13 protein-coding genes are annotated in these 14,712 nt (G+C 73.1%); 10 read left to right on the plus strand and 3 right to left on the minus strand.

The window, feature by feature from the left end:
- The first annotated feature begins 6 nt into the window (after nucleotides 1-6).
- Complete coding sequence (gene bioD, locus ACZ6BB_RS31025) at nucleotides 7-726, plus strand: dethiobiotin synthase (RefSeq protein ID WP_471618417.1); 720 nt, start codon at nucleotides 7-9, stop codon at nucleotides 724-726.
- 81 nt (nucleotides 727-807) lie between these two features.
- Here bioD and ACZ6BB_RS31030 read toward each other — a convergent pair whose 3' ends face one another.
- Nucleotides 808-3,021 (minus strand): LuxR C-terminal-related transcriptional regulator, encoded by a 2,214-nt coding sequence (locus ACZ6BB_RS31030; protein ID WP_471618418.1) that lies wholly within the window; start codon nucleotides 3,019-3,021, stop codon nucleotides 808-810.
- Nucleotides 3,022-3,130: 109 nt separating this feature from the next.
- Between ACZ6BB_RS31030 and ACZ6BB_RS31035 the strand changes: the two genes are divergently transcribed.
- Both ACZ6BB_RS31035 and ACZ6BB_RS31040 read left to right on the plus strand, forming a co-directional pair.
- Nucleotides 3,131-3,817, plus strand: a complete 687-nt coding sequence (locus ACZ6BB_RS31035; RefSeq protein ID WP_471618419.1) for an esterase/lipase family protein — start codon at nucleotides 3,131-3,133, stop codon at nucleotides 3,815-3,817.
- Between the two features lie 206 nt (nucleotides 3,818-4,023).
- Nucleotides 4,024-4,710: a class I SAM-dependent methyltransferase gene (locus ACZ6BB_RS31040; RefSeq protein ID WP_471618420.1), complete on the plus strand. Its 687-nt coding sequence runs from the start codon at nucleotides 4,024-4,026 to the stop codon at nucleotides 4,708-4,710.
- Here the strand turns inward: ACZ6BB_RS31040 and ACZ6BB_RS31045 are convergent.
- The gene (locus ACZ6BB_RS31045; RefSeq protein WP_471618421.1) at nucleotides 4,679-5,053 is read right to left on the minus strand and encodes a fic family toxin-antitoxin system, toxin component; all 375 of its coding nucleotides are present in this window, start codon (nucleotides 5,051-5,053) and stop codon (nucleotides 4,679-4,681) included. The two genes, ACZ6BB_RS31040 and ACZ6BB_RS31045, sit on opposite strands and share 32 nt — an antisense overlap.
- Nucleotides 5,054-5,057: 4 nt before the next feature.
- Nucleotides 5,058-5,297, minus strand: a complete 240-nt coding sequence (locus ACZ6BB_RS31050) for a toxin-antitoxin system HicB family antitoxin (RefSeq protein ID WP_471618422.1) — start codon at nucleotides 5,295-5,297, stop codon at nucleotides 5,058-5,060.
- Between the two features lie 219 nt (nucleotides 5,298-5,516).
- Here ACZ6BB_RS31050 and ACZ6BB_RS31055 point away from each other — a divergent pair, with 219 nt between their 5' ends.
- The 7 genes from ACZ6BB_RS31055 to ACZ6BB_RS31085 all read left to right on the plus strand — a co-directional run bounded on the left by ACZ6BB_RS31055 (nucleotide 5,517) and on the right by ACZ6BB_RS31085 (nucleotide 14,198).
- A complete protein-coding gene (locus ACZ6BB_RS31055) occupies nucleotides 5,517-6,425 on the plus strand; it encodes an ABC transporter ATP-binding protein (RefSeq protein ID WP_471618423.1) in 909 nt (302 codons plus the stop codon).
- Between the two features lie 4 nt (nucleotides 6,426-6,429).
- Complete coding sequence (locus ACZ6BB_RS31060; protein ID WP_471618424.1) at nucleotides 6,430-9,000, plus strand: ABC transporter permease; 2,571 nt, start codon at nucleotides 6,430-6,432, stop codon at nucleotides 8,998-9,000.
- A gap of 114 nt (nucleotides 9,001-9,114) precedes the next feature.
- Nucleotides 9,115-9,996: an LLM class F420-dependent oxidoreductase gene (locus ACZ6BB_RS31065; protein WP_471618425.1), complete on the plus strand. Its 882-nt coding sequence runs from the start codon at nucleotides 9,115-9,117 to the stop codon at nucleotides 9,994-9,996.
- A gap of 306 nt (nucleotides 9,997-10,302) precedes the next feature.
- On the plus strand, nucleotides 10,303-10,728 hold the full coding sequence (locus tag ACZ6BB_RS31070) for a GNAT family N-acetyltransferase (RefSeq protein ID WP_471618426.1): 426 nt from the start codon (nucleotides 10,303-10,305) through the stop codon (nucleotides 10,726-10,728).
- A gap of 215 nt (nucleotides 10,729-10,943) precedes the next feature.
- Nucleotides 10,944-12,281, plus strand: a complete 1,338-nt coding sequence (locus ACZ6BB_RS31075) for a hemolysin family protein (RefSeq protein ID WP_471618427.1) — start codon at nucleotides 10,944-10,946, stop codon at nucleotides 12,279-12,281.
- Nucleotides 12,278-13,294: a hemolysin family protein gene (locus ACZ6BB_RS31080; protein WP_471618428.1), complete on the plus strand. Its 1,017-nt coding sequence runs from the start codon at nucleotides 12,278-12,280 to the stop codon at nucleotides 13,292-13,294. Before ACZ6BB_RS31075 ends, ACZ6BB_RS31080 begins: the two co-directional genes overlap by 4 nt.
- A 64-nt stretch (nucleotides 13,295-13,358) precedes the next feature.
- Nucleotides 13,359-14,198, plus strand: a complete 840-nt coding sequence (locus ACZ6BB_RS31085; RefSeq protein WP_471618429.1) for an SGNH/GDSL hydrolase family protein — start codon at nucleotides 13,359-13,361, stop codon at nucleotides 14,196-14,198.
- Nucleotides 14,199-14,712: the final 514 nt, after the last annotated feature.

Raw genomic sequence — 14,712 nt, forward strand, 5'->3', positions numbered from 1 at the left:
GATGACATGACGGTCCTGGTGATCACGGGGACGGGTACGGAGGTCGGCAAGACGGTCACCACGGCGGCCGTCGCGGCGGTGGCCCTGGCGTCCGGCCGGTCCGTGGCCGTCCTCAAGCCCGCGCAGACCGGCGTACGTCCGGACGAGCGCGGTGACGCCGACGAGGTGGCCCGGCTCGCGGGCGCCGTGACGGTCCGCGAACTCGCCCGCTATCCCGAGCCGTTGGCCCCGGCGACCGCCGCCCGGCGCGCCGGGCTTCCTCCGGTGCGCCCCGAGGACGTCGCCGAGGCCGCGGCGAAGCTGGCGGTCGACCACGACCTGGTGCTGGTGGAGGGCGCGGGCGGCCTTCTCGTCCGCTTCGACGAGGCGGGCGGCACCCTGGCGGACGCGGCCCGGCTGCTCGGCGCGCCGGTGCTGCTGGTCGCCTCGGCGGGCCTCGGCACACTCAACACGACCGAGCTGACCGCGCGGGAACTGGCCGCCCGGGAGGTGGAGCTGGCGGGTGTGGTGATCGGCAGCTGGCCCGAGGCCCCGGACCTGGCGTCGCGGTGCAACCTGGCGGACCTGCCGGTGGTGGCGGGGGCGCCGTTGCTGGGGGCGGTACCGGCGGGGGCGGGCGCGTCGGCGCCCCGCGATTTCCGGGCGGGGGCGGGGGGTTGGCTGGCGCCGGCGCTGGGCGGGGTGTGGGACGCCGCTTCCTTCAGTGCCGCCGAAGCCGCGCCGTAGGGGTGGTGCCATCGGTCGCCTGCGAGATCGTCGTGGCTGGCCGCGCGGTTCCCCGCGCCCCTGAAGGGGCGCGCCGCGGCCTCATGTCTCCGTCTCCCCCAACAGCCGCACCAACTCGATCCTCGACCTGATCCCCAACCGCGAGAAGACACCCCGCAGATGGTGGTCGATCGTGCGCGGGCTCAGCAGCAGCCGCGCGGCGATCTCCCGGTTCGTGGCACCCTCCGCCGCCATGCGGGCGATCATGAGCTGCTGGGCGGTCAGCCGCGTGGCGAGGGCCTCCGCGGCCGGCACCGCGACCGCGCGTTCCCCGAGTGCCCGGAGTTCCGCGCGGGCCTGGGCCGCGCAGTGCGGGGAGCCGAAGTGGTCGAAGGCCTCCAGGGCGCTGTGCAGCCGGTCGCGGGCCTCGGTGCGGTTGCGCAGCCGCCGCAGGGCGCTGCCGAACAGCAGTTCCGTGCGGGCGCGTTCGAAGTCGCGGGTGCCGGAGGCGTGCAGGTCTAGCGCCGCGCGGTAGTACTCGACGGCCTCCTCCCCGGTGGCCAGCAGGGCCCGGCAGCGGGCGCTGAGGGCGAGATCGTCGGCGCTGCGGACGGTGCGGGCCCAGCGGTCGTAGTCGGCGTGCGCGGCGCGGGCCACCCGGGTGTCGCCGGTGCGGACGGCCGCCTCGACGTAGTGCGGTGTGGCGAGATGCCGGACGGCCCGGTGCCCGTGCCCGGGGCCGAAGCCGGCCAGTGCGCGCAGGCGGGCCGCCGAGGCGGCGTACCGGCCGGTGCTCAGGTCGAGGAATGCGAGGGCGAACATGGCGAGCGCGGCGGGCAGTCCGAGTCCGCGTTCCAGGGCGTGCACGCGGGCGGCCTCGGCACGCTCCCGGCACACCTGTTCGTCGCCGGTGACGGCCGCGAACATGGCGAGGGCGGCCTGGAGATGGCAGGCGCCGTTGTCCTGCCCGGTGGCGTACGCCTGGCGCAGGGCGTCCACGGCGGCGGCCTCGGCGGCCCTCGGCCGCCCGGTCCAGAACTCCGCGTAGGCCCGGAACTCCATGGCCTGCGGCACGGTCACCGTCTCTCCTTTGGCCCGGGCGGAGGCCGCGGCGCGGGCGGTGGCGGTGTAGGCGCGGGTGTGGTCGCCGAGGAGGAGGGCGGCGATCCCGGAGTGGATGAGCCGGGTGGGGTCGCCACCGGGGCCGCAGCGCCCGGCGGCGGCTTCGAGCACGTCCCGGGCGTCCTCGTAGCGGCCTTCGAACGCGGCGGCCAGTGCGCCGAGGGTACCGGGCGGCACGATGCCGAGCCCGTCGGCGACGGCGGCGGCCTCCCGGCAGCGGCGCAGGTCCCCCGTGTAGATGGCGGCCTCGGTGGCTCGGGCCAGCAGGTGGGCGGCCCTGTCCGGGGTGTGGTCGCCACCGTGCCGGACGGTTGCGGTGAGCAGGGCGTCGAAGGCCTCGGCCGCGTTTCCGGCGCGCAGGGCGAGCAGTCCCGTGAGGGCGTCGTCGTCCGTGGCGGCGACGAGTCGGCGGGCCCGGTCGCCGTCGCCCGACCGCCAGGCCTCGGCGGCGGCCTGGGCGAGCAGGGGCGTGCGTTCGGCGGGTTCGGGGGTGAGTGCGGCGGCGCGTTCGGCGAGGGCGGAGGCGAGGGCCGGGTCGCCGATGGCACGTGCCACCCGTGCCGCCAGGCGGAGTTCGGCGGCGAGGCGGCGGCTCGGGCCGAGCGCGGCGGCGGCCCGGTGCCAGGAGCGGCCGGGTCGCTCGCCCTCGCCGCTGAGGACGGCGGCGAGGAGGCGGTGGGCCTCGCGCCGGTCGGCCATGGACGCGGACTCGTAGACGGCGACGCGGACCCAGGCGTCCTGGAAGACGATGCCGTGGGTCGTGGCGTGCGCGAGGCCGGCCGCCTCGGCCGTGTCCAGGGGGCGAGTGTCGAGCCGGGCCGCGGTGACGGCCCGCGCGTAGGCGTGAGTGGGGACCGGGTACTGGTCGGCGGCGGCGAGGAGCAGCAGGAAGCGGGTGTCGTCGGGCAGGGCCCGTACATCCCGCCGATGGCCGCGCAGCAGGGCGGGGGCCAGCGCGAGCGGTTCGGCGGGGAGCGGGTCGAGACCCGTGAGCTGACGTGGGGTGAGGGCGGCGGCGAGTTCCGCGGCCGCGCGCGGGTCGCCGTGGGCGGCGTGCAGCAGGCGTACGCGCACGCCCTCGGACAGCGGGGGCGCGGCGGCCGACGCTGTGTCCGGGCTCGGCCACGTGCGCGTGGGAGGCGGTGGCGAGCGATGCGGAAGTCGTGGGGGGTTCACCGGGGTCACCACGCTCATCACGTTACTTGCGAGTTAACCGACCAGTAAAGACCGGCGATTTCGCCGATGCGGCGCGCGTAGACCCCGCTGACACTCCAGACGAACCCCACCCGTTTCAGGAGGCACCATGCAGCGCCGCATGCGCCGTATCGCCACGGCCCTCGCGACCGTGACCACCACGCTCCTTCTGTCGCTCTCCTTCTCCGCGACCTCCGCTCAGGCCGCGACCCGCAACCCCGTGGTCTTCGTGCACGGTCTGAGCAGCTCGTCCAGCAGCTGGGACGACTGGATCGCGTACTTCAAGGCCGACGGCTACACGTCCGCTGAGCTGTACTCCTGGTCCTACGACTGGGGGCAGTCCAACGTCACGACGGCCGCGCAGCTCAAGACCAAGATCGAGAGCGTGCGGGCCGCGACGGGCGCCGCCAAGGTGGACGTGGTCGTCCACTCGATGGGCGCGCTCAGCTCCCGCTACTACCTCAAGAACCTCGGCGGGACGGCGTACGTGGACGACTTCGTCTCCACGGCCGGCGTGAACCACGGGACGACGGTGGCCGGTTGGTGCCGGTGGCTCTACACGTCCTGCGGCGAGATGTACACCGGCAGCTCGTTCCTGACCTCGCTGAACTCCGGCGACGAGACGCCGGGCAGCGTGTCGTACGCCAGCTACTGGTCGAACTGCGACGACGCGCTCACCCCGGACACCTCCGCGATCCTCAGCGGCGCGACGAACGTCGAGGTCGGCTGTGTCTCGCACAACGACATGAACAACGACAAGGGTATCTACGACCAGGTCCGGGCCTTCATCGCCTGACCTTCCCACGGCCGGCTCCTCGCACCTCGTACCCCCCGTGCCCGTCGCGTGGTCTCCTCCCCAGGGACACGCGGCGGGTGAGCCGTTTCCGCCCCCTTCACGACCGGAAGCCCTCCGATCGCGGCCGCCCGTCCCGGCCGTGACGGGTGAGCCGGTGCTTCCGGGGGGACAATCGCGGTATCTGCCGTTCTCTTCGGGAGGTCCTCATGGCCCGCGCCCGCGCGACGACGGACGCCGTGCACCACCCCCTCTTCGCCCGGTTCTACGCCCGGCTGAGCGTGTCGGCGGAGCCGAGGATCGGTCCCCTGCGCGACGAGTTGCTGGCGGGGCTGTCGGGACGGGTCATCGAGATCGGCGCCGGGAACGGACTGAACTTCGCGCGCTACCCGAACACGGTGTCGGAGGTGGTGGCGATCGAACCGGAGCACTCCCTTCGGCGGCTGGCCCTGGAGTCCGCTCTGCGTGCCGAGGTGCCGGTGGACGTGGTGCCGGGCGCGGCGGAGGCGCTGCCGGTCAAAAGCGAGGCGTTCGACGCGGCCGTGGTGTCGCTGGTGCTGTGCAGCGTGCGGGATGTACGGCGCTCGCTGAGCGAGGTCCGGCGGGTGCTGCGCCCCGGCGGTGAGCTGCGGTTCTTCGAGCACGGCCGGGGCGGCGGCCGCGCGATGCGGACGGCACAGCGGGCACTGGACGGCACGGTGTGGCCCCTGTTGTTCGGTGGCTGCCATGTGTCCCGCGACCCGGTCGCCGTAATTCGGGCCGCCGGGTTCGAGACCGGGGCCGTCCGGGAGGTCCTGGTGCCCGAGCGGGGGCCGCGGCTGCCCAGCTCCTACTGCGTGCTGGGCCGGGCCCGGCGGCCCGGCGTCACTGACTCCACTGGCGCAGCTCCCGCGTGATGTCCTGCACGGTGGCCTCGCCGCTCTTGACCAGCCGGGCGAGTTCACGCACCTGCTCGGCGGAGGTGACGACCTTGACGCCGCTGGCCACGAGATACCCGTAGGCGACGGCGGAGGCGAACAGCGCGTTGGAGCGCTCCAGCGCCGGGACGTGCATGAGGACCTGGAGGAGGGCGGCGGCCCGGGCGTACGGGGTGTCGTAGACGGGGACGTCGAAGATCTCGGCCTCGTGCCGGGCGATGGCCGCGACGAGTGCGCCCCAGTCGGAGACCTGGGGATCTCCGGGCGTCTTCCGTTCGGCGACCATGAGGAGCCAGGCGAGGTCGATGCGGAGCTGGCTCAAGGGATCAGTGACGTCCTTCGCGCCGGCCGTCGGGATCGGCGCCGAACTCCTCGGCGAAGACCGCCTCGTACTGCTTCATGAAGTCGGCGGCGGACTCGACGAAGGTGTGGCCCGCCTCGCCGGTGTCCTGCCGGACCAGTTCCTCGATGTACCGGTTCACACTCATCCCGCGCTCCAGGGCTCGTTCACGGGCTGCCCGGGCCGTGTCCTCGTCCACCCGGACGTTCAGCTGGGTCTTGGCCATGACTCGACGCTAGCGCCGGAGTGCTAGCTGCGGCAAGGGCGCCTTCACCGCGTACCACCCCTAAGGGTCCGCCTTATGTGCCCCTTACACAGAGATCGGGAACCCGACCTGCGACGGAGACCGCATCGGACTTCGGGGGGATTCCTGATGTGCCCCGCATCACACTAGGCTCGGCCGGAAGCGCCCGGAATTCGAACCGGTTCGAGCCTGGAGGCCGTTTTGTCCACTGCTGCCGCTGAGCACTCCCTCGGCCGCGCGGAAGCCGACGCCGTCGCCGCCCGCGCCCGGGGCCTGACGAAGGCGTACGGCTCGGGCGAGACCGGGGTGCTCGCCCTCGACTCGGTCGACGTGGACATCGCGCGCGGCCGTTTCACCGCCGTGATGGGCCCGTCGGGCTCGGGGAAGTCCACGTTGATGCACTGCCTCGCGGGGCTCGACACCGTCTCGGCCGGGCAGGTGTGGCTCGGGGACACCGAGATCACCCGGCTCAGGGAACGCGATCTGACCCGGTTGCGCCGGGACCGGATCGGCTTCATGTTCCAGTCCTTCAACCTGATCCCCACGCTGAACGCGGCAGAGAACATCACGCTGCCGATGGACATCGCGGGCCGGAAGCCCGACCAGCAGTGGCTGGACCGCGTCATCGACACGCTCGGGCTGCGCGACCGGCTGGGGCACCGGCCCTCGCAGCTCTCCGGCGGCCAGCAGCAGCGCGTCGCCTGCGCCCGCGCGCTCGCCTCCCGGCCCGAACTGATCTTCGCCGACGAGCCGACCGGCAACCTCGACTCCCGCGCCGGGCTCGAAGTGCTCGGCTTCCTGCGCGAGGCGGTCGACCGGCTGGGCCAGACGGTCGTCATGGTCACCCACGACCCCGGCGCCGCCGCCCACTCCGACCTGGTGCTCTACCTCGCCGACGGCCGGATCGTGGACCGGATGGAGCGTCCCACGGCCGAAGCGGTCCTGGAGCGCATGCGCCTGTTCTCCGGGGCCAAGCCCCAGGCCGCCGCGGAGGACGGGTCCGCGGAAGGACCCGCCAGTGGGTCCGCCGACGGGCTCGCCGATGGATCGGTCGACGGGTCCGCCGACGGGTCCGCCGATCGGCCCGTCGGCTTCGGCAAGGGCGACTGAGACCGTGCTGAAGGCGACCCTGCGGAGTTTCCTCGCGCACAAGGGACGGCTGCTGCTCTCGGCGCTGGCGGTCGTCCTGTCCGTGGCGTTCGTCGCGGGCAGTCTGATCTTCTCGGACACGGTCGCCCGCACCTTCGACCGGCTGTTCGCCTCCACCTCGGCCGACGTGACCGTGGGCCCCAAGGACGACGAGCTGACGGGCCAGCTGCCGACCGGGGCCGTCGAGACCGTGCCCGCCTCGCTGGCGCGGCGGGTGGCGGGGATCGACGGCGTGGCGGACGCCCGTGCCGACGCGTCCGTCGACAACGTCACGGTCGTCGACAGCGACAACGAGTCGGTGGGACCGACCACGGGCGCCCCCACCGTCGCCAGGAACTGGCACCCCACCGACCGCAGCCCGGTGAAGCTGACGAGCGGGCGCGCGCCACGGGGCGACGGCCAGGCGTTGCTCGACGCGGACACCGCGAAGAACAAGGACGTGGAGATCGGCGACACCCTGACGGTGCTCGCCCGGCCGGGCTCCTTCGAGGTGCGGGTCGTCGGCATCGCCACCTTCACCACCACCAACCCCGGCGCCGCGCTCGTCTACCTCGACACCCGAACGGCCCAGACCCGGCTGCTGGGCGACCCCGACGCCGCCACCAGCGTCTCCGTGACCGCCGAGCCGGGCGTGAGCGACGACCGGCTCAAGCGGCGGATCGCCGACGAGCTGGGGCCGACGGCGTACGAGTACCTGACCGCCGACGAGCGGGCCGAGTCGGCGGCCGCCTCGCTCGGTGGATTCCTCGACGTCATCAAGTACGTGATGCTCGGCTTCGCGGGGATCGCGACACTCGTCGGGATCTTCCTCATCGTGAACACCTTCTCGATGCTCATCGCCCAACGCACCCGCGAACTGGGCCTGTTGCGTGCGCTGGGCGCCGACCGGCGCCAGGTGCGGCGCTCGGTGCTCACCGAGGCCGCGCTCCTCGGCCTCGTCGGGTCGACGCTCGGCCTCGCCGCCGGCATCGGGCTGGCCTTCGGGCTGATCGAGCTGATGGGCGCCTTCGGGATGAACCTGAGGTCGACCGAGATGGTGATCGGCGTGGGGACGCCGATCGCGGCGTACGTCGTCGGGCTCGGCGTCACCTTCGTCGCCGCCTACCTGCCGGCGCGGCGGGCCTCGGCCGTCTCGCCGATGGCGGCCCTCTCCGACGCCGAGATCGCCGGCGTGGGGCGGCCGCTGCGGGTACGGGCGGTGGCCGGCGGGATCGTCGGAGCGGCCGGTGCCGCCGCGCTCGCGGGGTGCGCGATGTCGTCCGACACGGGCTCCGCGGCGTCCCTGCTCGGTCTCGGCCTGGTCCTCACGCTCGTCGCGACCGTCATCGCCGGACCGCTGCTCGTACGGCCCGTGATCCGGGTCCTCGGCGGCGCCTTCCCGGCGCTGTTCGGCTCCGTCGGCCGGATGAGCCAGCGCAACGCCCTGCGCAACCCGCGCCGCACCGGGGCCACCGCCTCGGCGCTGATGGTCGGCATCGCGCTCGTCGCCGGCATGTCCGTGGCGAGCGCGTCGATGGCCAAGTCCTTCGACGACGAGATCGACAACACCCTCGGCGCCGACTTCGTCATCCAGAACCAGAACTTCCAGCCGTTCCCGCAGGAGGTCACCGACAAGGTCCGCGCCACGGACGGCGTCGGCCTCGTCGTACGGCAGCGGTTCACCCCGGTCGCGGTACGGCTGCCGGACGGCGAGCGCGTCGAGACGACCGCCGCGGCCTACGACGCCCGGCTGGACGAGATCGCGAACGTCACCTACGCCGAGGGTGACAGCGGCGCCGCGCTCGCCGACGGAGCCATCGCGATGGACGCGGAGTTCGCACGGGACCACGACGTGACGGTGGGCAGCACGGTCCCCGTCCGGTTCCCGGCAGGGAAGAACACCGAGCTGAGGGTGGCCGCGCTCACCGACCAGGACACCGCCGACGGCTTCGGGGTCCAGGGCGGGCTGTACTTCGGGATGGCCACGATCCAGACGTACGTGCCCGACGGGCAGGACTCCGCGCTGTACGTGAACGCCGGATCGGGCACCGGCGCCGACGAACTGCGCGGGAACCTGGAGCGGACGCTGGACGCCTACCCGCAGGTCCAGGTCCGCGACCAGGCCGACTACAAGGAGCTCGTCCGGGACCAGATCGCCGTGCTTCTCTACCTCGTCTACGCGCTGCTCGGCCTGGCGATCGTCATCGCGGTCCTCGGGGTGGTCAACACCCTCGCCCTGTCGGTGGTGGAACGCACCCGGGAGATCGGACTGTTGCGCGCGATCGGGCTGGGACGGCGACAGCTGCGGCGCATGATCCGGCTGGAGTCGGTGGTGATCGCCGTGTTCGGGGCCGTCCTCGGGCTCGTCCTGGGGCTGATCTGGGGGGTGTGCGCCCAGCAGGTACTGGCGCTGCAGGGCATGAAGGCGCTGGCCATCCCGTGGGGCACGGTCGTGGCCGTGGTGATCGGCTCGGCGGTCGTCGGCGTCGTGGCGGCCCTGTTGCCCGCGCTGCGCGCGTCCCGGATGAACGTTCTGGCGGCGATCGCGCACGAGTGACAGCGCCCGCTGAGAGCGCCCGCGCGTAGCGTGCGCATGTGCTGGCGGCATGCGCACACCGGTGGTGTACTCACCGGCGTGCCCGCGCAAGTCCCGTAGAGGTGAGGAGAGTTCATGCCGCGCCCGTTCCGCTTCGGAGTCAACTTACTCAGCCCCACGTCGGCCGGGGAGTGGCGCGCGAAGTGCCGCCGCGCCGAACAGCTCGGCTATGACGTGATCCTGGTCCCGGACCATCTGGGCATGCCGGCCCCGTTCCCGTCCCTGGTCGCGGCGGCGGAGGCGACCCAGCGGCCGCGACTCGGCACGTTCGTGCTGAACGCGGGGTTCTGGAACCCGGCGCTGCTGGCGCGTGAGGTCGCGACCACGGACGCGCTGACCGGAGGGCGTCTGGAGCTGGGGCTCGGCACCGGGTACGTACCGGCCGAGCACGAGAAGGCGGGCCTGCCGTGGGGTTCGGCGGGCGGACGGGTCGACCATCTGCTCCGCACGGTCCGGGAGTTGGACGAGCTGCTCGGTTCCGGGGAGCACGAGCCACGGCCGGTGCAGCGTCCCCGGGTGCCGCTGCTCATCGGGGCCAACGGTGACCGCATGCTGCGGATCACCGCCGAGCACGCGGACATCGCGGCGTTCACGGGCGCCCGGACGGTGGCGAACGGCAAGCTGGAACCGCTGACCGCCGGGGAACTCGACGAACGGGTCGGCAGGTATCAGGAGTTCGCCGCCGGGCGGAAGGAACCCGCCGAGCTGAACCTGCTGATCCAGATCGTCGAGTTCACCGAGGACCGCGCCGCCGCCGTGCGGCCCTGGCTCAGCCACCTCCCGAACATGACCGAGGAGCAGGCGCTCCAGCTCCCGCTGGTCCTCGTGGGAACCCTGCCGGAGATCGTCGACCAGGTGCTGGCACAGCGGGAGCGGTACGGATTCTCGTACCTGACCGTCCTGGAACCGAACATGGAAACCTTCGCGAAGGTCGTCGAGGCGCTGCAGGGCAGGTGAGGGGGACACGAGGGCGGGGGGCGGCAACGCGGGCCGGCCCGGACGCCCGACTGGGACGGCGACGGGTGGGGAGGCGAGCCGCCGACAGGGCCGGGGCGGGGCGGGGCGGAGAGAGCACACCCCGGGCGAACGCCGAGCCGGTACGGGAGCCGCTCCCGGCTCCGTGGCGGTCCCGAAGTGCCGGGCCGGGTCGGAAGCGGGCGGGACGCGGAGCCCGTGCGCACCCGGCCGGACACACCGCCGAGCGGCCGCGTCCGGATTCTGGAATTCCGAACCGCCCCCGGGCCCCCGTGATGGGATCGCCGCATGACCGACCTGCGCATACGGGCCGCGACGCCCGACGATCTCGACGCCGTCCTCGCCTTCTGGAAGGCGGCGGCCGAGGGCACGAGCATCAGTGACGACCGGGAGGGCGTCGAGCGGCTGGTGGCCCGTGACCCCGAGACGCTGATCCTGGCCGAGCGGGACGGCGAGCTGGTGGGCACCGTGATCGCCGGTTTCGACGGCTGGCGGTGCCACCTGTACCGGCTCGCGGTGCACCCCGAGCGACGGCGCCGGGGCATCGGCTCGGCCCTGCTCACGGCGGCCGAGGAGCGGTTCGTCCGACTCGGTGGGCGGCGCGCCGACGCGATGGTGCTCTTACGCAACGAGACGGCCCAGCATGCGTGGCGGGCCGCCGGGTACGCGCCCGAGGAGAAGTGGCGGCGGTGGGTGAAGCCGCTCGGGGGCTGAGACCGGGCATGCGTCGAGGCGTGCAGCGGGGCGAGGGGAGGCACTTTGCCGGTCCTTTACCATGGGTGGACCACCCAGCCTCTACGGAAAGGTTGTGAGCGTCCGCCCATGGGCGAGCCTCCCAGTACGCGGCCAGGTACCGCACGTACCCGAGCCGGTGCACGACATCGCGCGTTCCTCCCGTCCCTGCCCGATCATGGGACGGAGGTGACCCGATGACCGAAGTGCTCCTCCTTCTGGTGGCGGTGCTGCTCTCGCTGATCTGTGGCGCCTTCGTCGCCGCCGAGTTCTCGCTGACCACGGTCGACCGGGCCCGCCTGGAGCGGGCCGTGGAGCGCGGCGAGCGGGGTGCCGCCGGCGCCCTCAAGGCCGTACGGAATCTGACCTTCCAGCTCTCCGGCGCCCAGCTCGGCATCACCGTCACCAACCTGGTCGTCGGCATGCTCGCCGAGCCGTCCATCGCGAAGCTGATCGCGGGCCCACTGGAGGCGGCCGGCGTACCCGCCTCCGCGTCGAGTTCGGTGGCGCTGGTGATCGGCACGGCCCTGTCGACCGTCGTGCTGATGGTCGTCGGCGAGCTGGTGCCCAAGAACTGGGCGATCTCCGCACCGCTGCCGGTGGCGAAGAAGGTGGCGAACCCGCAGCGCTGGTTCAGCGCCGCGTTCCGCCCGTTCATCACCCACCTCAACAACACCGCCAACCGTCTCGTACGCCTCCTCGGCATCGAGCCCGCCGAGGAGCTGGCCTCCGCCCGCGGCCCCCAGGAGCTGGCGGCCCTCGCCCGGCACTCGGCCAGGGAGGGCGCCCTGGAGGCGGACACCGCCGAGCTGTTCGTGCGGACGCTGAACCTCGCCGACCTCACCGCGGAGAACGTGATGACCCCGCGCGTCCAGGTCATGGCCCTGGACGTCCAGGCGACCTGCGAGGACGTGGCGAACGCGACCCGGGCCACCGGCCTGTCCCGCTTCCCCGTCTACCGCGGCGGCCTCGACTCGGTCGTCGGCACCGTGCACATCAAGGACGTCCTCGCCGTGCCCGCCGAGCGCCGGCTGCGCACCTCCGTCGCGGAGCTGCTGCGCGAGCCCCTGCTCGTCCCCGAGTCCCTCACCGTGGACCGGGTGCTGGACCGGCTCTCGGGCAAGCGCACGATGGCCGTCGTCATCGACGAGTACGGCGGCACCGCCGGCGTCGTGACCCTGGAGGACATCGTCGAGGAGGTCGTCGGCGAGGTACGGGACGAACACGACCCGCACGAGACGCCCGACATGGCCCCCGTCGGCACCGACGAGCACGGCCGCGAGCTGTACTCGGCCGACGGCTCGGCCCGCACCGACCAGCTGGCCCGGGTGGGCCTGCGCGCGCCGGACGGACCGTACGAGACGCTCGCCGGACTCTTGGCCACCGAGCTGGGCCGCATCCCGGCCGTCGGCGACACCGTGGAGGTGGCCGGCTGGCGGCTCGACGTGGTGGACGCCGCCGGGCGCCGGGCCGCGCGGGTACTGCTGCACGCGCCGGTCCCGTCCGTCGAGGAGCACGAGGAGGAGACGCGATGACCGCCGTCCAGCTGCTGATCGGTTTCGCGACGCTGGTCGTCAACGCCTTCTTCGTGGGCGCCGAGTTCGCCCTGATCTCGGTACGCCGCAGCCAGATCGAGCCGTACGCCGAACAGGGCGACCGGCGGGCGCGCAGCGTGCTGTGGGGTCTGCGGCACGTGTCCGCGCTGATGGCGGCCGCGCAGCTCGGTATCACCCTGTGCACCCTGGTCCTCGGTGTGGTCGCGGAGCCCGCGATCGCGCACCTGCTGGAGCCGCTGTTCCACGCGGCGGGCGTGCCGGAGGGCGCGGGCCACGTGGTGTCCTTCGTGATCGCCCTGGCGCTCGCCACGTACCTGCACATGCTGCTCGGCGAGATGGTCCCGAAGAACATCGCCCTGGCCGAGCCGGTGCGCAGCGCCCTGCTGCTCGGCCCGCCGCTGGTGACGCTCTCGCGGGCGCTGCGCCCGGTGATCTTCACGGTCAACGCCTTCGCGAACGCCCTGCTCAAGCTCATGCGGATCGAGACGAAGGACGAGGTGACGGCGACCTTCTCGGACACCGAACTCGCCCGTCTGGTCCGGGACTCCAGCGAGGCCGGACTGATCGACGACCGCGCGCAGGAGCGGCTGCGCGACGCGCTGGAACTGGGCCGCCGCCCGGTCCGAGACGTCGTGCTCCCGCTGGAGCGGGTCGTCTACGCGGGCATGGGGGTCACCCCGGAGGAGCTGGAGCGGCTGTCGGCCGAGTCCGGGTTCTCCCGTTTCCCCGTGGTCGACGAGGGGCGCCGGATCGTGGGCTATCTCCATGTGAAGGACGCCCTCGACGCGACCCCGCGCGACGTGCCGTTCTCCGTCCGGGACATGCGGTCCATCGCCCGGGTCCGGGAGACGACGCCGCTGGACGACGTGCTCACAGCGATGCGCCGCAGCCGGACGCACCTGGCGGCGGTGCTGGGCGCGGACGGTCGGCTCGCGGGGATCGTGACCATGGAGGACGTGCTGCGGGAGCTGTTCGGGCAGCCGGCCGTGTGAGGTTCGTCGGCGGAAGGAGCCGACCGACCGCCGGGTATGTGAACGCGTTAGCATCGTCCACGCCATGCAGACGAATCCCACATACTCCAGCCTTGTCACGGTCGGCGACTCCTTCACCGAGGGGATGTCCGACCTCCTCCCCGACGGTTCGTACCGGGGCTGGGCGGACCTCCTCGCCGGCCGCATGGCCGCGCGGACGCCCGGCTTCCGGTACGCCAACCTCGCGGTGCGCGGAAAGCTGATCGGCCAGATCGTCGCCGAGCAGGTGGGGGTCGCGGCCGCCATGGAGGCGGACGTGATCACGCTGGTCGGCGGTCTCAACGACACGCTCCGGCCCAAGTGCGACATGGGCCGGGTGAAGGGCCTGCTGGAGGAGGCCGTGGAGCGCCTCGCGCCCTCCTGCAAGCAGCTCGTCCTGATGCGCAGCCCGGGCCGCCAGGGCCCCGTCCTGCAGCGGTTCCGGCCGCGGATGGAGGAGCTGTTCGCCTGCGTCGACGAGCTGGCCGCCCGGCACGGCGCCCTCGTCGTGGACCTGTACGGCGCCCCGTCGCTCGGCGACCCGCGCATGTGGGACGTGGACCGGCTGCACCTGACGCCCGACGGGCACCGCCGGGTCGCCGAGGCGGTCTGGCAGACGCTCGGCCACGAGGTGCAGGACCCGGAGTGGCGGACGCCGATCCCCCTGACGCCGCCGCCCGGCTGGGCCGCCCGCCAGGTGGCTCACGCGCGGTTCGCCCGGCAGCACCTCGCGCCGTGGATCGTCCGCCGCCTCACCGGCCGCTCCTCGGGCGACGGCCGGTCAGGCGCCCATTTCAGCGCTGAGCTCGGCCAGGCGTTCTGGGTCACCCCTGCGGACCACACGAACCCCGGCCCGGTGACGGACTGGCGCCGGGTGGAGCCCTGACCCGGAGCCTTCCCGCACCTCGCCCGCGGTTGTTGTTGCGGGAGGTCATGGGTGAGCTCAGACTTGTCGCGGAGGAAAGACCCCAGGTACGCGCGCCCTCATACCGGCGCCCGCTCTCGTCCTGACGCGCGAGGGCGTCTCCTCGACCAGGTGCACCCGCTTCGGACCACCCGCTCGGCCGACACCGCCGAGAGCAGGGCCCGTCCGGCGAAGCCGCCCGCAGTCCTGATCACCGCGGCGAAGAGGCGTCCGATCCACGGGAGGCAGCCGTGAACGAACACGATGTCCTGCTCCATGGCTGAGGTCACGGCGGCCGGAGGCCCGAGGCCGGTCCTGGCGAGAAGGCCGTCGATGCGGCCGGGACGGTACGGCATCCCGTGCGAGTCGGGTCCCCGCCGGCGCGGTGAGCTGATCGAGACCGCGTCCTGTGCACTGCGCCGGCGATCTCCTCAGATGCGGCCGCACACCTCCGACCGGGACGAACTCGCGGGTGTACGGCGGCAGTCGGTGGAAG

The organism is Streptomyces sp. NPDC041108 (assembly GCF_055592645.1).